Origin of the sequence: Streptomyces sp. NBC_00203, assembly GCF_045206325.1 — a bacterium.
GTDB lineage: Bacteria > Actinomycetota > Actinomycetes > Streptomycetales > Streptomycetaceae > Streptomyces > Streptomyces lutosisoli.
Map to the genome: position 1 here is coordinate 4,628,602 of NZ_CP108126.1, position 18,501 is coordinate 4,647,102.

The 18,501-nt window shown below is 67.9% G+C and carries 17 protein-coding genes; 6 read left to right on the plus strand and 11 right to left on the minus strand.

What is annotated here, in order from left to right:
- Positions 1-34: 34 nt before the first annotated feature.
- From OG975_RS20685 to OG975_RS20695, 3 genes are all read right to left on the minus strand, one after another.
- On the minus strand, positions 35-3,325 hold the full coding sequence (locus OG975_RS20685; RefSeq protein ID WP_406330778.1) for a non-ribosomal peptide synthetase: 3,291 nt from the start codon (positions 3,323-3,325) through the stop codon (positions 35-37).
- A 14-nt stretch (positions 3,326-3,339) separates the two neighbouring features.
- Positions 3,340-5,973: a Pls/PosA family non-ribosomal peptide synthetase gene (locus OG975_RS20690; RefSeq protein WP_406330779.1), complete on the minus strand. Its 2,634-nt coding sequence runs from the start codon at positions 5,971-5,973 to the stop codon at positions 3,340-3,342.
- A 337-nt stretch (positions 5,974-6,310) separates the two neighbouring features.
- On the minus strand, positions 6,311-6,535 hold the full coding sequence (locus OG975_RS20695; protein ID WP_406330780.1) for a hypothetical protein: 225 nt from the start codon (positions 6,533-6,535) through the stop codon (positions 6,311-6,313).
- 336 nt (positions 6,536-6,871) lie between these two features.
- Between OG975_RS20695 and OG975_RS20700 the strand changes: the two genes are divergently transcribed.
- Positions 6,872-7,462: an NAD(P)-dependent oxidoreductase gene (locus OG975_RS20700; protein ID WP_406336373.1), complete on the plus strand. Its 591-nt coding sequence runs from the start codon at positions 6,872-6,874 to the stop codon at positions 7,460-7,462.
- Positions 7,463-7,543: 81 nt separating this feature from the next.
- Complete coding sequence (locus tag OG975_RS20705) at positions 7,544-8,020, plus strand: 4-oxalocrotonate tautomerase family protein (RefSeq protein ID WP_406330782.1); 477 nt, start codon at positions 7,544-7,546, stop codon at positions 8,018-8,020.
- A gap of 48 nt (positions 8,021-8,068) precedes the next feature.
- Here OG975_RS20705 and OG975_RS20710 read toward each other — a convergent pair whose 3' ends face one another.
- Positions 8,069-8,653 (minus strand): TetR/AcrR family transcriptional regulator, encoded by a 585-nt coding sequence (locus tag OG975_RS20710; RefSeq protein WP_406330783.1) that lies wholly within the window; start codon positions 8,651-8,653, stop codon positions 8,069-8,071.
- A 131-nt stretch (positions 8,654-8,784) separates the two neighbouring features.
- On the opposite strand from OG975_RS20710, the gene OG975_RS20715 reads away from it, so the two are divergent.
- The 3 genes from OG975_RS20715 to OG975_RS20725 are packed head-to-tail and all read left to right on the plus strand — an operon-like array spanning position 8,785 to position 10,973.
- On the plus strand, positions 8,785-9,216 hold the full coding sequence (locus OG975_RS20715; RefSeq protein ID WP_406330784.1) for a 4-oxalocrotonate tautomerase family protein: 432 nt from the start codon (positions 8,785-8,787) through the stop codon (positions 9,214-9,216).
- A complete protein-coding gene (locus OG975_RS20720) occupies positions 9,209-10,219 on the plus strand; it encodes a zinc-binding dehydrogenase (RefSeq protein WP_406330785.1) in 1,011 nt (336 codons plus the stop codon). The genes OG975_RS20715 and OG975_RS20720 overlap by 8 nt, the downstream gene beginning before the upstream one ends.
- 49 nt (positions 10,220-10,268) lie before the next feature.
- On the plus strand, positions 10,269-10,973 hold the full coding sequence (locus OG975_RS20725; protein WP_406330786.1) for a PaaI family thioesterase: 705 nt from the start codon (positions 10,269-10,271) through the stop codon (positions 10,971-10,973).
- A 277-nt stretch (positions 10,974-11,250) separates the two neighbouring features.
- On the opposite strand, the gene OG975_RS20730 is transcribed toward OG975_RS20725, so the two are convergent.
- From OG975_RS20730 to OG975_RS20750, 5 genes are all read right to left on the minus strand, one after another.
- The gene (locus tag OG975_RS20730; protein WP_406330788.1) at positions 11,251-11,691 is read right to left on the minus strand and encodes a VOC family protein; all 441 of its coding nucleotides are present in this window, start codon (positions 11,689-11,691) and stop codon (positions 11,251-11,253) included.
- A gap of 487 nt (positions 11,692-12,178) precedes the next feature.
- A complete protein-coding gene (locus OG975_RS20735) occupies positions 12,179-12,433 on the minus strand; it encodes an aldehyde dehydrogenase family protein (RefSeq protein WP_406330789.1) in 255 nt (84 codons plus the stop codon).
- Positions 12,434-12,967: 534 nt separating this feature from the next.
- The gene (locus tag OG975_RS20740; protein ID WP_406330790.1) at positions 12,968-13,192 is read right to left on the minus strand and encodes a hypothetical protein; all 225 of its coding nucleotides are present in this window, start codon (positions 13,190-13,192) and stop codon (positions 12,968-12,970) included.
- 438 nt (positions 13,193-13,630) lie between these two features.
- A complete protein-coding gene (locus OG975_RS20745; RefSeq protein ID WP_406330792.1) occupies positions 13,631-14,041 on the minus strand; it encodes an SHOCT domain-containing protein in 411 nt (136 codons plus the stop codon).
- A 79-nt stretch (positions 14,042-14,120) separates the two neighbouring features.
- Positions 14,121-14,447: a carboxymuconolactone decarboxylase family protein gene (locus OG975_RS20750; protein ID WP_406330794.1), complete on the minus strand. Its 327-nt coding sequence runs from the start codon at positions 14,445-14,447 to the stop codon at positions 14,121-14,123.
- A gap of 486 nt (positions 14,448-14,933) precedes the next feature.
- On the opposite strand from OG975_RS20750, the gene OG975_RS20755 reads away from it, so the two are divergent.
- Entirely contained in the window at positions 14,934-16,550 is a 1,617-nt protein-coding gene (locus tag OG975_RS20755; protein ID WP_406330795.1) for an MFS transporter, read from the plus strand.
- Positions 16,551-16,566: 16 nt separating this feature from the next.
- Here OG975_RS20755 and OG975_RS20760 read toward each other — a convergent pair whose 3' ends face one another.
- Together OG975_RS20760 and OG975_RS20765 are read right to left on the minus strand one after the other, a co-directional pair.
- Positions 16,567-17,616: a CU044_5270 family protein gene (locus OG975_RS20760; RefSeq protein ID WP_406330796.1), complete on the minus strand. Its 1,050-nt coding sequence runs from the start codon at positions 17,614-17,616 to the stop codon at positions 16,567-16,569.
- On the minus strand, positions 17,613-18,383 hold the full coding sequence (locus tag OG975_RS20765; RefSeq protein WP_406330797.1) for an RNA polymerase sigma factor: 771 nt from the start codon (positions 18,381-18,383) through the stop codon (positions 17,613-17,615). Before OG975_RS20765 ends, OG975_RS20760 begins: the two co-directional genes overlap by 4 nt.
- Between the last annotated feature and the right edge of the window lie 118 nt (positions 18,384-18,501).

Genomic DNA, 18,501 nt, shown 5'->3' on the forward strand with positions numbered 1-18,501 from the left:
TGCGGCTGTGTGCGGCTGTGCCGCTGTGTGCCGCTCAGGCAGAAGGCAGCAGTTCGGCGGTGCGCAGCACGGCCTGCGCTGCCTCGGTCGGACAGGTGCGGGGGAAGTAGTGGCCGCCCTCGGCGAGTTCGTGCAGGTCGACGCGGACCGCGAGGAGCTCCCAGTCGCGGTGGCGGTGCGGGTGACCGGTCGTGATCGGGTCGTCGGCGGCGACGACCACGGTGACCGGCGCGGACAGTTTCACCGCCGGGGGAGTGTTGAGGAGGCCGGTGAAATAGCGGTGTGCGGACACGCAGTCGTGCCGGTAGGCGGCACCGACATGCTCGGCACGCTGCGCATCCAGCTGATGGAGTCCGGTGTAGTCGCTGTCCGCGCTCAGTTTCGCGGCGATCGCGGCGTTGCTCTGTCCGGTCAGCTCGGTGACGGCGTTGCACCGGTCTGCGGCGTTGCCGAGCAACTGCGCGCCGACGAAGACCCGTTGGACATCCACCCCGCGCTCCTCCAGCTGTCTGGCCGTCTCCAGGGCGAAGGCCGCGCCCGAGGAGTGACCCCACAGCAGGACTCGGGGCAGGCCGCGTTCGGCGATCTCGGCGACGACCTGCGCGACCACGTCTGCCATCGGAGCGAAAGGCTCGCCCTCGGCGCCCACATCGTGACCGGGCAGCTCAACGGCGTAGACCGCGATCCCACTGCCCCGCAGCGCCTTGGCCATCGGCTGAAAGTTCACCGCGTTGCCGCCGGCGTAGGGAAAGCACACCAGGGCACCGGTCGGCGCACTCTCCGGTTCGTACAGAGACTGAAGAAGTTCGGAGGGTCGATCACACCTGCCGTCGACCAGCGCGGCCAGATCGGCGAGGACCGGATGGCGGGTCACGTCCTTGAGCGACACCGCGCGCTCCAGGGCGATGGCCAGCTTCACGGCCGACAACGATGTCCCGCCCCGGTCGAAGAAGTGGTCCCGTCGACCGATTCGGTCCTGCGGGATGCCGAGCACCTTCGCCCAGGCGCCCGCCAGCCATCGCTCGGTCGGCGTACCCGGAGCGTCGTGGTCTTCCTTGTGGCCTCCGAGGACATCGAGCTCTCCCGCGAGCACCGCCAGTGCCCTCTTGTCGGTCTTGCCGTTGGCGGTCAGCGGCAGGCTCTCCAGCCAGTGGAAGGCCGACGGCACCATGTACTCCGGCAGCGACCCACCCAGCCGGTCCCCCAGATCCCCGACCGAGAGCGACCCCGGGCCGGAGCAGAAGGCCACCAGGTGCGTGCTCCGGTCGGGCCGCTCCACGACCACCACCGCACCGTCGCGGACACCGGGCACCCGCAGCAGTGTGTTCTCGATCTCGCCGATCTCGATCCTGAAGCCACGGATCTTGACCTGGGTGTCGCGGCGCCCGAGGAACTCCAGCTTGCCCTCGGGCAGCCAGCGGCCGTGGTCGCCACTCCGGTAGAGCCGGGCGCCCTCGCGGTGCGGATCGGGCATGAAGGCCTGCTTGGTGCGGTCCGGATCGTTGACGTATCCGCGGCCCACGCAGATGCCGGAGAAGACGATTTCGCCGGGCGCGCCGAGCGGCACCGGTGACAGCTGCTCATCGACGACGTAGATGTGCACGTTGCTGATGGGGGGACCGAGCGGGACCCGTTCACGGGCCGGTACCCGGTCCATGACCTCGTGGTTGGTGTCGTCGGAGGTCTCGGTCAGGCCGTACGCGTTGACCAGCCTGATGTCGGGCTCGGCCGCGAACCAGCGCTGCGTGAGCTCCTTCTTCAACGCCTCACCGGTGACGGACACGCACCGCAGGTCAGGCAGTTCGCGCGGGTGTTGCTCCAGATAGGTCAGTACGACCTCGAGGTACGACGGCACGACCTGGAGCACGGCGACCCGGCTGCGGACGATCTTGTCGACGAACCGCTGGACGTCCAGGATCACCTCCTGCTCCACCAGCACGGTCCGCCCACCGACCAGGGGCGCGGACACCAGTTGCCACAGCGAGATGTCGAAGCACTGGGGGGCGGTCTGGGCCACCACCTGCCCCTCGTCGATTCCCAGGTCTTCGATCTTGGCGTAGAGGTGGTTGAGCATGCCCGCGTGCTCGCACATCGCGCCCTTGGGCTCTCCCGTGGAGCCGGAGGTGAAGTAGATGTAGGCGAGTTGGTCCGGCGCGACGGCGATGCCCAGGTCGTCGCCGCCGTGGCCCTCGTCGTACGCCGTGCCGACGAGGAGCTTCCGGACCCCCGGCAGCGAGCCCAAGGCCTGGTCGAGCGAGTCGGTGCTGCCAGGTTCGGTGAGTACGAGCCCGCACTCGGCGCGGGAGAGCATGGCCGCGATGCGGTCGGCAGGGAAGTGCGGCTCGACGGGCAGGTACACGCCTCCGGCCTTGAAAACCGCGAGGACCGCTGCCATCCAGTCCAGGTTTCTTCCGGTCACCACCGCGACGACACCTTCGCGCCGCAGTCCCCGCGTCAACAGGGCTCGTCCCAGCTGGTTGGCACGTGTGTTGAGTTCCCCGTAGGTCCACTGCCGGTCGCCGTGCACGGCGACCACGGCATCCGGACGTACCCTCACCTGCTGCTCGAACAGCTCGTGCATCCGGGCGTCCGGCAGGGCACGGGGCGGTCCGGACAGCCCTTCGAGCTGGAACCGGCGCTCCTCGGTGGACAGCAGGCTCTGTCGCGCGTGCTCCGCGTCCGGATCCGCGGCGATGAACGTGAGCGCGGCGAGGTGGTAGCCGGCGATCCTGGCGGCGTGGTCCGCGTCGAGTACGTCGGTCCGGTACCGCAGTCGCAGCACGGCCCGGCCACCGTGCTCCGAGAACCCCACCCACAGCACGGTGTTTCCGTCTCCGGCGAGATCGCCGCCGCCCGTCGGACGAAGACCGGAGGCCGGATGCGGATCGAAGACGGTCTCGATCGACGCTTCGGACAGGCCCAGTTCGCGCCTGAGTGCGTCGACCGGAAAGTCCTTGTGCGACAGCAGTTCCGACGCGACGCGATGGGCGTCGACCAGCAGTGCCCGCCACGACTCGGGTGCCGTCGTGAGCCGACAGGGCAACGGCCGGCCGCCCTCCTCGGCGACGTAGCCGGTCGTGACGTCGTGCTCGCCGGCCAGCGTGGCGACTACCTTGGCGTGCATGGCCAGCATCACGGAGCCGAGGGGCATGGTGAGGTCCTTGGCCAAACGGCGCAAGTCGTCCATGACGTGGTCCGGGATCGTGGCCTCGTGCTCATCGACGCCCGTCATCGGATGGAGCGTCCACCGCGGGATCGTGGTGGATCCACCGGCGACGAGTACACCACGCCAGAACTCCTGGTCCGTCTCCACTTGCGTTGCCATCGATCAGTCCCTCTTCACTCGCCGTGGCCGGCATGTCTGTCACCGCAGACCAGGGCGGCTCCACTGTCGTCGTTACCGGGCGCGGGGGCATCTCTCGTCTCCGTGGCCGGGTTTCCACCCCACCGCGCGTGCTGCGGGACTTCCTCGCCCTTCATGAGAAAGGAGTCGGGCGCAAGCACTGAGCCGTCACCCATCGTCACGCCGTAGTGGACGTGGGAGCCGACACCGAGGGTGCATCCGTCGCCGATCGTGCTGCGGTCGGACTTAAAAGTGCCGTCCTCCTGCGAGTGACACTGGATTTTGCTCCCCGCATTGAGGGTGCAGTCGTCACCGATGGTGGTGAGCATCCGCTCCGTCAGATAGCAGCCGTCATCGAAGACCCTGCTGCCGAGCCGAACACCCAGGAGCCGCCAGATCACGTTCTTGAAGGGGGTGCCATTGAAGACGTTGAGGTAATGGTCAGGCACCTTCCACAGACGCTCGTGCCACCAGAAGTACGGGTCGTAGATGGAGCACAACTGCGGTCGCAGTCCGCGGAAGGCAACGATGGCGCGCTCCACCAGCACGAAGTAGAGCGGGGTGAATACCAGCGTGAGCACCAGGAACACCACGATCGGTACATGTCCGAAGGAGTCGTACAGATCGATATTCGCGAGGGCGAGCAGGGTCAGCACGAAGAAGTACAACCACCGCACGAGCAGAAAGAGGATCATCGACCGGATGTTGTAGCGGTTCTTGGCGGCGAGATTGCGGCGCAACTCGCTTCCGGTCCGCATGTCGTCGAATCGGAGGTCGCGCTCCACCGACCGGGGAATCTCGAAGCACGGTGAGCCGAGCAGGCCCACTCCCTCGCGCACCTCGCCGTCGAGCGGAATCATCACCTTCGTCGCGAGGAGGCAGTTGTCGCCTGTCTTCGCACCGGACGGATACGCGATGTTGTTCCCGAGAAAGTTGTGCTGCCCGATCGTCGCCCGGGACACCCGGAATGACGTGCTCGAGAAGTCGGCGTTCACGATCGACAGGCCGTCGGCGACCATCGTGCCGCTGCCCACGGAGCAGAGGTACGGGTTTTCGTGCTGCACTTCGGTGCCGAAGTTCGACCCCGTCTGCTCCACCCGGGACAGGTCGTATCCAAGGCCACGCAGATAGTGGACGATGTAGGAGCTGTCGCCGAACAGCCAGGTGAAGAACTTCACGTTGGTGATGCGTGCGATCGCCCGGTGCGTCGAGTAGTGAAAGCCGTACAGCGGATAGACCCTGTCCGGCTTCACGACCCGGTTCAGCAGGCGCGGAACAGTGAACAGAACGGCGACGCCCACGACGACGAGGCCGAAGAACAGGACGCACGAGACGAGCAGCGCGTCGACGTAAAGCTCCGGCGACGCGATGCCTGCCGTGCCCGGCCCCAGCCGTTTGCTCAGCGCCGGGACCTCCGTCAGCAACATGTACAGTCCCCCGACGGCCAGCGGCACAAAGAGGAAGAACATCTGCCCCAAGGCGGCGAGGCCGAAGCCGGCCCGGCGCAGGGGGCCGCACCTGGCGGGCGGGATCCTCACGTAGTCGACCTCCGTGCGCTGCGCCGGAGATCCGTGCCACCGCTGGCCGTCCGGGACCGTTTGGCCGCTGTACAGCGAGGACGTATGACCGAGCTGCGCCCCGTCACCCATCGACGTGTCGATGTCGAGCACGGTCTTCTCACCGATGAACACATCTCTGCCGAGGGTTACCGGGCCCGTCTGGATACGGCCGGCGTGCGCCCGGTAGCAGGGGAAGAAAGAGTCCTTGCGGATCACCGTACCGGCGCCGATTGTGAGCAGGTCGGAGCAGACCGGAACGTTGCGGGAGAGGATCGTGACACCCCTGCCGATGCGTGCACCGAGTGCCCGCAGGTACAGCACGTAGAGGGGGTTGCCGATGAAGAAGACCATCGGGTTGGCATGGAGCAGCACCTTGACGGTCCAGAAGCGCAGATAGGTCAGGCCCCAGACCGGGAATGCGCGTGGTTTCCACCGGCCGACAAGGATCCATTTGGCCGCGATCGGGAAAGTGCACGCGCTGACGAAGGCGGCGCCGCCGAAGACGGCCGAGCGGATGTAGACGTCGACCAGGTTCGAGCCGGCGGATATCCATGCATAGCCGCGTGCGGTGAGCATTGCGACGAGGAAGGAATATCCCAGGAAGAGCAGGAACTGCAGCGTTCCGCAGAGCGTGTACTGCAGTGTGCCGGCCCGAGTCATTTCCTCCGACGACGCCGGAACCTGCGAGCTGACCGGGGCGGGTGTGGCACCGGTACCGGCACCGACTCCGGGATAGGTGTCGACGAGCGCCGTCGCCAGGCTGCGGATCGTCGGGTAACGGTAGATGTCTTTCATCGAAACCGATGGCAAGTCCGTTCGCTTCCTGACGCGTGCACAGAATTGAGCCATCACCAATGAATTTCCGCCGAGGTCATTGAAGAAGTTACTGTCGACCGACACCTGCTCGACGCACACGACCGCGGCGAGCACCTCGGCGAATTTCCTCTCGGTCTCCGTCGGCTGGATGTTTTCTGACTGCGAGGTGTTGTCCGTCGGACCTTTCTTTCTGTGCTCGGCGACCGAGGATTCATCCGGGGCGGACGTCAGGTAATCGGCAGACCTCTCCAGCATGCAAGCTCCTTGAGAAAAATCTGATCACCGTCGGCACGTTCGGCCGACGACCGGTTTCCTCGCGCCGAGTGCTGAGCGGACAAAACAATTCAGGCGCCGCGATCTCGTGAATTGGCGACTTCACGAAACCATCACGCCCTTAGTTTCCGTTGCCCACCGGCCGGGCGCCACTCGCCTCGATCGCGGCGGCACGACATCGGGACTCATCGGTGCCCGGGGGCCAGGTTCCATGGGCCCAGCGCCTGTCATGCAGGCCAGGTACGTGTTACTGCATACAGGTGGCGTGGACCTGGTCCGCGGGGGAGCTGAGCCGGTACTCAGCCGGGAGTTCAACGGATCACTCGTGATTCCTGCAGGTGGTGCGGAGCGGTGGCGCGTGGGTGAGAGCAGTGGGTTCGGCGTGCGGGACTTTTGCGTACACCTCTATGCGTTTTTTGTGGCCCTTGTACATGCCGCTCGATTGGCTTTTCTCAGCGAAGGGCAATGCACGGAATTCGATGCCCTCGTCCAGCTCGTCCGGCGTCATCATGATCTTCCGGTTCCTGCGCTGTGCTGCAGCCATGCGCGCCTCTCTTCGACTGACATCCGGCCCGGATCCGAGTGGCCGAGGCACTCGGCTCGGGCCTTGTTGGCTGGGCACAGTGACGTCACGGACGCCGCGGGGCCGGGGTGGGTAGCGTCGCTGTCGCACGAGCGCGACTACGTCGGCCGGTCCGAGATCGGCCTGAGCTATTGGGCTGGCAGATGAAGCTCAGGCCACACCTGTGCCCGGCGGCCCAGGCAGCGTGACCGCGCAGCTGACCGAGGACCCCGACACCCTGCTGCTCAGTACAGCAAAGCACCAGTTCAGGAGCCCTCCCGTCCAACGGACGGGAGGGCTCCAGTGCTTGCAGCACACATGCTCCGCCCCCTGAACCTGGCCGGCCGATCCGGTGACTCGGTCACGGCCTTCGTCCGCAACCCGGCGGCCCTGGGTGACCTGGCCGAGCGGGTCACGCCGGTCACCGGCGACGCCACCTCACAGCGCGACCTCGCAGCCGCCGCGATCGGGCACGACGCGATCGTCTCCGCGCTCGGCAGGGGCAATTCGGTGCGTGCCGACGGCCTCTTCACGCGCGCCTCGGCCGCAGTGATCGGCGCCGCAAAGGAAGTGGGTGTCTCCCGCCTGGTGTGGCTGTCGTCGTTCGGTGTCGGCGACACCTTCGACTGGTCGAGCACCCCGCAGAAACTGATCTACAGCACGCTGCTGCGGTCGATCTACGCCGACAAGGAGATCGCGGACGAGAGCATCCGCTCCAGCGGGCTGGACTGGACCGTGGTCTACCCCACCAGGCTGACCCACGGCCCCGCCATAGGCACCTACAGCGCGGGCGACCGGCTGCCGATGAAGGGCAACCCGACGATCAGCCGCGCGGACGTCGCCGCCTTTATGCACCAGGCAGCACACGGCAGTGAGTGGATCAACCGCACCGCGGTGATCTCCGACTGAGCGTCCACCGCCGCCGACCATGACAGTCGTTATAGAACGATGTAGCCTCAGCTTCTATAACGACTGTCATAGGAGGATGCCGTGACGATCATTACCGTGAACGCCCCCAAGGGACGCCTGGACCTGGAGCAGCGCCGCGAGCTGGCCGAGACGCTGACGGACGCGGTGCTGGTGCCCGAGGTGGGGCAACCGGCTCCGGCCGCCCGCGCCGGGTTCCAGGTGCACTTCGTCGAACGCGAGCGGGACATGATGGCGATCGGCGGACGGCTGCTTTCGGACGCCGGTCAGGAACTCGACGCGATGGTGATCGACATCGCGGTCATGGACGCCGCCTGGCAGTCGGACGTACGAGCCCAGGTCATCGAGCGCGTCCTGGCCGCACTGGCGGCGGCCTGCGGACTGGAGAAGCCGTCACCGACGTGGTGGGTCAACTTCCGCGTGATCGACGAGGGCAGCTGGGGCTCGTCCGGGGGTGTGCTGTCGATCCTGCCGCTTCTTGAGAGCGGGGTGTTCACGGAGGAGAGGGTCAAGGCCGTCCGCGCCGCACTGGGTACCTGACGTCGACTGCGACGCACTTCCGGGCATGCATCAAGCCCCCCTGCACGGTCAATCCTTGATCGCGGCGAGGATGAGCGCCTGCAACTGCTCCGCGGCGTGGTCCAAGGGCTGAGCGCTGCGCTTGGCGCGGCACATGGCCACGGTCCCCTCGACGGCCGCGACGACGAGGGTGGCGAGCTGGGCCGCCTGCTCGCGCTCGGCGCCGTGCTCGCGCAGCGAGTTGGCCAGCAGGCTTTCCCAGGTGCCGAAGACGTCAGCCGCGGCGAGCAGGGCGGCCGGCATCTCGTCAGTGGGCGGCTCCTCGATGGAGACGGCGAGAACCGGGCAGCCCGCCCGGAAGTCACTGTCGACGACGATCTTGCGCCACAGGGCGAGGAACGCCTGCAGCCCGGCGACCGGCCCGACCTCCAACTCCTTGCGCAGACGGCGCGCGACCCACTCGCCCGTGTAGCGGACGGCCTCGGAGGCCAACTGCTGTTTGCCTTCGGGGAAGTAGTGGTACGTCGAGCCGAGCGGCGCCCTGGCGTGCTTGGCCATCTCGCGGATGCTCGTCGCGTTCAGACCGCGCCGACTGATCATGTCGGCCGCGCCGGCCACGATCCGTTCGCGCGCCGCCGGGCTGGACTTGGTCACGTACAAGATCCCTTCTGGCCCCACTGGCTATAACAGCCGTCATAGTCTAACGTGACCGCCACTTATAACGACTGTCATAGACCTGTGTCGTCGACCCGAACGAAGACGAACGAAACAAGGAGAGGTATGCCATGCCGATGATCCGGCTCACGGCCCCGGCCGCCGCCCTGACCGAACAAGGCCGCCAGAGCATCCAGCGCGACCTCGCCGCGGTGCTGCTGCGCTGGGAGGGCGCACCCGACACGCCGTTCTTCCGCGCCCAGGCATGGAGCTACCTCACCGAACTGCCGGAAGGCGCCCAGATCACCGCCGAGGACGACGCGCCGCGCTTCCTGGTGGACGTCACCGTCCCGCAGGGGGCCTTGTCCGAGCGCCGTAAGGCCGGCCTGGTCGAGGAGGCGACTAAGACCGTCCTGGCCGCGGCCGGCCTCGGCCCGGACGACGCCCTGCGGGTGTGGGTGCTGGTGCACGAACAGCCCGAGGGCACCTGGGGCGCGGGCGGCTCCGTGATCCGCTACGCCGACCTGGTGGCACTGGCGAAGGGACAGCGCGCCGATGCGTGAACTGACCTATGTCGCCAAGCGCACCGTCGAGTGGCGCGAGGCACCCGACCCGAAACTCCAGTCCGACGGGGAGGCGATCGTCGCCCCGGTGGCCGCCACCTCCTGCGACGTCGACTCCTCCATCCTCGCCGGTCACGGCTTCATCGACCCGCCCTTCGCCCTCGGCCACGAGTGCGTCGCCCGGGTCGTCGAGACCGGCGACGCCGTCACCGCCGTAGCCCCCGGCGACCTCGTCGTCGTCCCCTGGTCCATCAACTGCGGCATCTGCGAGCGCTGCCGGGCCGGGCTGACCGCGCACTGCACCGCCGTCCCCTACATGGCGATGTACGGCGCACCGATCGGCGGCAGTTGGGGCGGACTCTTCTCCGACCTGGTCCGCGTGCCCTACGCCGACGCCATGCTCGTCCCGCTACCGGCCGGCCTCGACCCGGTCGCGATGGCCTCGGCCAGCGACAACTGGTCCCTGGCCTGGCGTCTGGTCGCTCCCCACCTCAAGGCCCGCCCCGGAGCACGCGTCCTGGTCGTCGCCCGCGGCAGCATCGGCCTGTACGTGTGCGACATAGCCCGCGCGCTCGGCGCCTCCGACGTGCTCTACGTCGACCCCGACCCCGAACACCGCACCCTGGCCCGCGCGTTCGGGGCCGCCACCGCCGAGACCCTGGACCCGATCCCCCAGGGCTACGACATCGCCGTCGAGGCCACCGGACGCGTTGACCAGCTCGCGCTGGCCGTCAAATCCCTGACTCCAGAAGGGATTTGCGAGTCGGCGGGCAACCATTTCCGTCCCGGTGAACTGCCACTGCTCGACATGTACCTCAACGGCGTCACCCTGCGCATCGCCCGCGACAACGTCCGTGCCCACATCCCCGACGCCCTCGAACTCGCCGCCTCCGGCAAGGTCACCCCCGAGAAAGTCGTCTCCCACGTCATCGACTGGGAGGACCTGCCGACCGCGCTGCCGGAGAAGCACCTCAAGCCCGTCTTCGTCCGGGCAGATGGCTGAAGACCGCACTCGGCCCGCACCCCACCAGCCCACCCCACCGAGAAACCCGATGCACACTTCCCTCACCGACCCGCCGCCCACTGGCACTGCCACCGACCCCACGCGAGCGACAGCCGAGGAAGAGGAACTGGAAGACCAGAAGGCGGCCATCACCCGCCTCGGCCACGAACTGCGCGCCCTGGTGGAAGCCACCGTCCGCACCGCCGCCTCCCCGGACACCCTCCACCGTGTGGCGGACGGCGTCCGCGCCATCACCAGCCAGCTGACGGGCCGACGGCGGTCGCGGGCGGAGATCCCCGAGGTGGACGAGTTCCCCACAGGGACACGTATCTACAGCCCTGTGACCGGGGCCGGGAGCCCGCTGGCCCCGCCCGTACAGGTGACGCCCACCGCCGACGGCCTGGTGGGTCACTGCACGCTCGGCATCGCCCACGAAGGGCCGCCCGGCTACGGCCACGGCGGCATGAGCGCCATGCTCCTGGACGAACTCATGGGCCGCGCCTGCGCAGCAGCCGGAACGCCCGGCCTGACCGTCTCCCTTCAGATGCGCTACCACCGCCCGGTCCCACTGGAAACGCCCCTGCGGATCCTCGCCCGCGTCACCGGCACGGACGACCGCAAGATCTTCGTGAGCGGGTCGATCACCACCCAGACAGACCCTGACGCGAACCTCGTCACGGCCGACGGGGTCTTCATTGCTCCCGACCTCCACCGCACTCGCACCCTGTTCCCGGGGCTGCAAGCCGAACGGTGACCAGCCGGGCATGCGGCGTATCCCCCGTCGGAAGTTGAGAACTACGGAGGGGAGTTGTCCCAGGCCAGACACCCAGCAGTCGGCGTTTCCACAGGTCACAGCCTTGTCCGGGGAAAACTCCTAAAGCGGGTGTCGCAGGTTCGAATCCTGCCGGGGGCACAGCGCATTACGCCGCTGACCTAGGGTTTCCTCCCCAGGGAGGCGCTCTGTTCGGCCTCGGACTCCTCGTCCGGGGCCGTTTGCGTGAGCGGTGCGTGAGCGGACGGGTTCCTCCTTCTCAGCGCAGTTGCTCGGCCAGTCCGACGATGATGCCCTCCGGGCCGCGGAGGTAGCAGAGCAGATAGCTGTCCTCGAACCGGGCGATCTCGCCGACGAGTTCGGCGCCGTGAGGGCGCAGGCGGGCAACGGTGTCCTTGAGGTCGTCGACGGCGAACATGACGCGGTGCGTGCCCAGAATGTTGTGCGGCCGGTTGCGCGGCCCGGCGCTGATCACCGCGGGGCTGCGGTACTTCGCCAGCTCGAGCCGGCTGTGACCGTCTGGGGTCCGGACCATCGCGATGTCACAGTGGACGCCGTCGAGTCCGGTGCACTGGTCGGCGACGGGGCCCTCGACCTCCGCCCTGCCCTCCAGCTCCATACCGAGTTCCACGAAGAACGCGATGGCGGCATCCATGTCCTCGACGACGATGCCGACGTTGTCCATCCGCTGAATCGCCATGCCGGTTTCTCCTTCTTCCTCGTGCGGCCGGTGGTGGCCGCTGATGTCCCTGGGACGGAGCCGGTGGCACGTTCTCGACATCCTCAGACCGCCGAACTCCGAAAAATCTGGATCGCGCCTCAGGTGAGATTCATCCGGATGTACCAGCCCACCGCCAGCAGTGGTTGCTGCGCTGTGCGAGGTATAGATCAGAGCAAGCATGCTCAGGGAAGTCCCCTGCCGAGACGGTCCTTTGGATGATCGCGAGCAGGCCTTCGGGGAAGACCTCACCTTCAAACGGCCAGGTCAGCTCAGGCTGTATAGATCCCGTGCGGGTGATTCTGACATCCACCGCTGCAATCACCGGCGCCGGACGGAGACGTACACCAGCGCCTCTGTCCGGCCGTCGCATCAGTCGACAGCAGCAGCCGGATCGGGCTCGGATCGAACTCCTAAAGCGGATGTCGCAGGTTCGAATCCTGCCGGGGGCACAGACAGAAGGGCCAGCTCAGGAGGGGTTTCCTCCCAGGCTGGCCCTTTGCCGTTTCCGGTGCCGTGCCACGTCGGTGTCCGTGTAGCTCGGGAAGAGTCGGGCGAGTCCGGCTTGGAGGGCTGCGGTGAAGTCCTTCGCGTACTGCCGGGGCACGAAGACATAGTCAGGGCAGAGGCAGACCTGGCCGCCGTTGAGCATCCGCGTACTGACGATGCGGTGTGCCGCCAGTACGAGATCGGCGCGCGCCGCCTCTGGGCGCGCTGCGTGCATGCGGGCAGAGGGGGGAAACCCCGCCGTGGCTGGGTGGGTCGGTGCTGTCACCAGCCCACCACAGACCCCAGCCCCAGGACCAAAAGCACGACTCCTGCGACCCCGAACTGCAGTCTCATGCGTTCAGGGCTCTTCCAGGGCGTCCCCCATCGGGTCCTGTAACGCGGCGCGAAGACCACGTCTGCCCGGTCCCATACCCACACGTCCACGCCGCGGTAGCCGCAGGCCACCCCGATGAGAGCGCTACCCGCGATCAGTGCGAGCACCCCACGAAGAACCACGCCGTTTCCTTCCCCTGCCCCCCACGACAAGCGTCATCCTCGCGTCCTTGTCGCAGGGGACGCCGAGGTGCCCCGCACGCGCGAAAGAGGCAGCACTTGGAGGCACCACCATTGGTGCCGTGATCGACCTGATAAGGATGAGGCCACAGGCTCAAATCCCATTGGCCCCACCCGCGGAAAGACCCCCGGTCCGGATGGGCCGGGGGTCCCTTTCATGTTCGGCTGACTCGGCCGCCGGAGACGGCCGCTGCTGTCAGCACACCAGGGTGTGTGCCCCGGCCGCCAGGAAGACGACTCCCGCGATGCCGAATTGGATCCGCGTGGTGGTAAGGCTCCACCAGGGCGTTCCGTACCGGGTCCGCCGCCTGAACACTACGTCCGCCCAATCCCACACCCACACGTCCACGCCGCGGTAGCCGCCGGCCACCACGACGAAAGCGCCGCCCACGATCAGTGCGAGCACCCCACGAAGCACCACGGCGTTTCCTTCGCCTCCCCACGACCAGCGTCGCCATCGCGGCATTGTCACAGGGGCGCCGAAGGTGCCCGCACCTGATGCGCTCCGTCGGCCGCTCCGTACAGTGCGCGGGGAGAGGGGCGACGCGACGTGGCTGATCAGAACTGGGACGATGACACCTAGTACCACCGGGCCGTGGGGCGGGCGTGGGTCATGGTGGTGGTCGCCTCGTGTTGCTCGTTGGTGGTGGTCGGGTTCAACCACGGTGGCGAACGGGCACCACGTCGCACAACGGCCCGCTGACCGCTCGGCCTGGTCAGGGGGCCGTCAACCTGTCGTCTTTCGCGAATTGAGCTGCTCCCGGTGTCTTCGCCCACGCTGCCGCCGCGCCACCGGAGTTCCTGCGCGATCAGCAACGGCAGCGGGGCGAAGACCGTTCCCGGCGCCCGTACGTGTGGATCAGGCCGCAAGGACCTTCTGCTTGGCCTGCTGGAACTCCTCCTCGGTGATCGCGCCCTTGTTCTTGAGGTCGGAGAGCTTCGCCAGCTCGTCCGCGTGGCCCGTACCTCCGGCGGTTTCCTTGATGTAGGAGTCGAACGATGCCCTCTGCGCCTTGGCATGCTCCTGCTCGCGCTTGCCCATGTCGCGTCCCCGGGCGATCAGGTACACGAAGATGCCGAGGAACGGCAGGAGGATCACGAAGAAGAGCCAGCCGGTCTTCCCCCAGCCACCCATCGAGTCGTCCCGGAAGATGTCGCCGATGACGCGGAACAGCAGGAACAGCCACAGGACCCACATGAAGATCCACAGCATGGTCCAGAACGCGCCCAGGAGTGGGTAGTCGTACGCCAGGATCAGGTTCTTGCTCATCGTTGTCCTCCTGCCTTGGTCGCGCCTCGCGACGCGACAGACATTTCCTGCCCCCTTGCCGACACCTACCAGCGCCGCGTCAGGCCGCCTGGAACGCCTCCGCGATATGACCCGCTGCCGACACGATCCGGGCGCTGCCCACCACGGGCGCGACCGCGACAAGTGCTCCCTGCACCTTCTCCAGCGGGACGCCGATCGCACCGGCCGCTCCGACATTGAGGAGGTAGGAGGCGGGTGCGGCGTCCATCGCCACGAGCGCGGCGATACGCAGGAGCAGATAGGTCTCCTCGTCCAGACCCGACCGCTCGAACGAGTCGGTCGTCATGTGGACCAGGGTCTCGAACACTGGCGCGTCGCCCGCGGCGAGCGCACCCAGGTTCTCTTCAGGGGTCCTGTTCTCGGTCATCGATGGTTCTCCCTGTCGCGTGGTGCCGACGCCGTGTCAGGCGACTTCGGCGAAGACCCGGCCAGTGCGGAGAAGCGGAAGGGAGAGACCGCGTCCGGCCGTAGCGGATGGGCACGAACTCCCGCAGGCGGTCGCCCGACTCGGCCTCGATGATGTCCAACGGGCCCGGTCGACGATTCGTCTGCGGCTGATACTCCGAGGGGCTCCTGCTGACCTGGTCGCTGCCATGCCACCTCCTGGACGGCGCGGCCCGGGGGGCGCCCGCGCCGTCCGGGCCCTGTTCCCGGCCTCCCTACACCGTTCCACACTCTGATCCGGCAGGCATCTCGGCCACCTGGATCACCGACGTCACCGCCCATCGGGGCAGGTGGTGGCCACTTGCCCCCTCCCGCCCGGAATCGCTCCACCCACCTCACGTCCGCCAATCAGTTGATCTCCATGGCGGGTCGCGGATCCATCCCACGAAGCCGCTGGGACCATTCGCCCATGGCACCCAGGACAGGCACTGCTGAGAGTTCGGCAACGGCGCGCATCGTCCTGGTGGCGCTCGCGGCCGGACAGTTCCTGATGGCGCTCGACAGCTCGGTCATGAACGTCTCGATCGCGACGGTGGCCGAAGACGTGGGTACGACGGTGACGGGGATCCAAGGCGCCATCACGGCCTACACCCTCGTCATGGCGATGTTCATGATCCCCGGCGGCAAGGTAGGGGCGCTGATCGGCCGCAAACGCGCGTTCATGATCGGCTGCTTCATCTACGGCTGCGGCTCCCTCACCACGGCACTCGCGCCGAACCTGCCCGTGCTGCTGCTCGGCTGGTCGTTCCTGGAGGGCATCGGGGCGGCACTCATCCTGCCCGCGATCGTGGCGCTCGTGGCGAGCAACTTCGCCATCGAACGCCGTCCCGCCGCCTACGGTCTCGTCACGGCCGCAGGGGCCGTGGCGATCGCGGTCGGGCCGCTCATCGGGGGTGTCGCGACGACGTACTTCTCCTGGCGGTGGGTCTTCGCCGGTGAGGTCGTGATGGTGTTCGGCATCCTGGTGCTCGCCCGCCGCATCGCTGACGCGCCGGTCGGCGAACGCCCGCGCATCGATCTCGTCGGCACCGTGCTGTCCGCGCTGGGGCTCGGGATCTTCGTCTACGGCGTACTCCGCTCGGACGAATGGGGCTGGTTCCAGCCGAAGCCCGACGCGCCCTCGTGGCTCGGGGTCTCGCTGGTCGTGTGGCTCATGCTGGCCGGTCTGCTTCTGGTCTGGCTCTTCCTCAGCTGGGAGACCCACATGGTGAAGCGGCGCAAGGAACCACTCATCGACCCGGCCATGCTGCACAACAAGCAGCTCAGCGGCGGACTGACGATGTTCTTCTTCCAGTACCTCGTTCAGATGGGCGTGTTCTTCGTCGTACCGCTCTATCTGTCGGTGGCCCTGGGCCTGTCCGCGCTCATGACCGGCGCCCGCATCCTGCCGCTCTCCGTGACGCTGATGGCGGCCGCCGTCCTGGTCCCCCGCTTCTTCCCGGACGTCTCGCCGCGGCGGGTGGTGCGGCTCGGGATCCTCGCGTTGCTCGCGGGCGCGGTGGCGCTGATGGCCGCGCTCGACGTGGACGCCGGTGCGGAAATCGTCACCATCCCCCTTCTGTTGATCGGGCTCGGCATGGGCGCGCTGGCGTCCCAGCTCGGGTCGGTCACCGTGTCCGCGGTGCCTGAAGCACAGAGCGCGGAAGTCGGCGGCGTCCAGAACGCCGTCACCAACCTCGGCGCCTCCATCGGTACGGCACTCGCCGGGTCCATCATGATCGCCGCGCTGACGACCTCCTTCCTCACCAGCGTGGACGAGAATCCGGCGATCCCGGCCGAGGTCAAGAACCAGGCGACTGTCGAACTCCAAAGCGGCGTACCGTTCTTGTCGGACGCTCAGCTCGAGTCCGCCCTCGACGAAGCGGGCACGAGCACCGAGGTGACTCAAGCGGCACTCGACGCGAACGCCGACGCCAGGATCGACGGTCTGCGCGCCGCACTCGCCATCCTCGCCTTCGCCGCTCTCCTCGCGATGTTCTTCACCTCACGGATCCCGGACACCCAGCCCCGTTCGACGAAGCCATAGCGCTGGCCGGCCGGCCTCACTTCTTCCCCTTGGAAACCAGCTTGCGGAGAGGATCGTCGGAGTCGGGCGGGATGTTGTCCCAGGACGTGGCCTTGGGGGCGTCCCGGACCGACCGCAGCGACAGATACGTCACGGCGCTGATGAGGTCACCGTTGTGGGTGCCGCCGAGAGCGGTGGTCTTCTCCTCCAGCGGCAGAGCGGTCTCCGGGTCGATGACGACGCGGCTGCGCACGTCGTCGAGGTCGTATTCGATGGCCACCCCGGCTCGCCCGGCGCTGTCGTGCACGGAACCGACGAGGCGGAGATAGGGAAGTCCGGCGAGTACGTCGTAGAGCGCTGAACGCAGTTCGGGGCTCACCGGGGCGGTGAGCAGGGTGACGATGCCGTTGAAGACCGCCTCCTGCTCGGGCGTGTCCGGGGTGCCGCTGTAGAGATACGCCTTGAGGGCGCGTGGTTCGGTCGGCAGCTTGCGGAGGTCGTCCCACGTGACCTGCCGGCCGGCGACCTGCCATGACATCTGCGCGTTGGGCTCCTTCCCCGCCGGAGTCATCGCGTACTGCCCGTTCCAGGCCCGGCTGATCATTCCCGACCGGCTGAACCAGACCGTGCTCGTGGCAGCGCCGCTCCGGGCCCCGACCACCTTCACGGGCGATCCCCAGCCCGTGGCCGCGCTGTTCTCGCCGGTGATCATCTTCCGGCGCACTTTCCAGTAGGGGGCATCGCTGGTGCGCGCGTCAGCGGCGGTGCTCGCGACCTCGTGAAGGAAGGACGCCGCGTCCGCACTGGCCGCGGGCCGCGTCCCGCCGAAGGGGATCGTCGGAACGGCGACCGCGCCGGCGACGACGGCCGCGACGGCGGCGGAGAGCAGGATGCGGCTGCGGCGCGTCCGGCCGAACCGCCGACGGGGCCGACCGGCGTCCAGGCGCGCGTCCGCGCTGTCGGCGACGGCAGCAAGACGCACCGCGGCCAGTGCGGCATCGACCACCGCGGCGTCGGGCGGGGCGACTTCACCGGCGGCGATCAGGGCGTCCACGCCGGGGAAGTCGAGAACCTCGTGCTCGTTCATGCCAAGTCTCCTGTCGAACGGAGTACGCGGGAGGGCGTGGAAGGTAAGGAGAGTGAGGAGGGCGAAGAGGGTGAGAAAGACGAAGAGGGTGAGGAAGACGAGGGAGATGACGAAGATGAGGAAGGTGAGGAAGGTGAGGCGGACAGGGCGATGCGTGAGTCCTGTCCGGGGCCGGGTTCGAGTGCCTCGCGCAGGCGGTTGCGGGCCCGGTGCAGCCGGGAGCGCGCCGTGCCCGCGGGTATTCCGAGCACGGCGGCGGCCTCGGTCGGGGTGAGCTGCTCCCAGGCGACCAGCAGCATCAGCTCTCGCTCCACGTGCGGGAGCCCGGCCAGAGTGCGGCGTACCAGCGGGGCGAGCGCGGCGGCGTCGAGCCGCTGGTCCACCGCGTGCCACGGGTCGGTCTCCGCCGCCCCACGCCCGGACAGTTCCGGCTCCGCCTCTGGTCGCTCCCGTGCGGTGTGCCGCCAGTGCGCGGCCAGGACGTTTCTGGCCACGCCGAACAGCCAGGTGCGGACGGTGCCGCGGGCGCTGTCGAAGGTCCGGCGGCTCGCGTAGGCCTGGAGCCAGACCTCGGAGAGCAGATCGTCGGCCACGGCGGGCGCCCGGCGCACCAGATATCCGTGGAGCGCCACCGAATGGCGGGCGACCAGCGCTTCGAACGCCGCCGGGTCGCGCGCCGAGCGGGCTAACAGATCGCCCTCGTGCAGATCACCCTCGTCCGGCACCTCGCCGTCCGACTCCGGTTGCCGTTCCGATTCCTGTTTCATGAGGCCCCTTCCGCGACCGCGCCACACGGTCACACCCTCTACTTGTCAGCCCAGGAACCAAGCGTTCGCGGCAACTCCGCCCCCGGCCGCCGGCGACCGGGCACGAAGTAGTCCTCAT

Coding starts and splice junctions, on each gene's coding strand:
- OG975_RS20745 (WP_406330792.1), bottom strand. CDS start 14,041: ATGAGCAAGAACCTGATCCTGGCGTACGACTACCCACTCCTGGGCGCG.
- OG975_RS20760 (WP_406330796.1), bottom strand. CDS start 17,616: ATGAACGAGCACGAGGTTCTCGACTTCCCCGGCGTGGACGCCCTGATC.
- OG975_RS20715 (WP_406330784.1), top strand. CDS start 8,785: ATGCCGATGATCCGGCTCACGGCCCCGGCCGCCGCCCTGACCGAACAA.
- OG975_RS20750 (WP_406330794.1), bottom strand. CDS start 14,447: ATGACCGAGAACAGGACCCCTGAAGAGAACCTGGGTGCGCTCGCCGCG.
- OG975_RS20690 (WP_406330779.1), bottom strand. CDS start 5,973: ATGCTGGAGAGGTCTGCCGATTACCTGACGTCCGCCCCGGATGAATCC.
- OG975_RS20695 (WP_406330780.1), bottom strand. CDS start 6,535: ATGGCTGCAGCACAGCGCAGGAACCGGAAGATCATGATGACGCCGGAC.
- OG975_RS20725 (WP_406330786.1), top strand. CDS start 10,269: ATGCACACTTCCCTCACCGACCCGCCGCCCACTGGCACTGCCACCGAC.
- OG975_RS20700 (WP_406336373.1), top strand. CDS start 6,872: ATGCTCCGCCCCCTGAACCTGGCCGGCCGATCCGGTGACTCGGTCACG.
- OG975_RS20755 (WP_406330795.1), top strand. CDS start 14,934: ATGGCACCCAGGACAGGCACTGCTGAGAGTTCGGCAACGGCGCGCATC.
- OG975_RS20735 (WP_406330789.1), bottom strand. CDS start 12,433: ATGCACGCAGCGCGCCCAGAGGCGGCGCGCGCCGATCTCGTACTGGCG.
- OG975_RS20730 (WP_406330788.1), bottom strand. CDS start 11,691: ATGGCGATTCAGCGGATGGACAACGTCGGCATCGTCGTCGAGGACATG.
- OG975_RS20720 (WP_406330785.1), top strand. CDS start 9,209: ATGCGTGAACTGACCTATGTCGCCAAGCGCACCGTCGAGTGGCGCGAG.
- OG975_RS20685 (WP_406330778.1), bottom strand. CDS start 3,325: ATGGCAACGCAAGTGGAGACGGACCAGGAGTTCTGGCGTGGTGTACTC.
- OG975_RS20765 (WP_406330797.1), bottom strand. CDS start 18,383: ATGAAACAGGAATCGGAACGGCAACCGGAGTCGGACGGCGAGGTGCCG.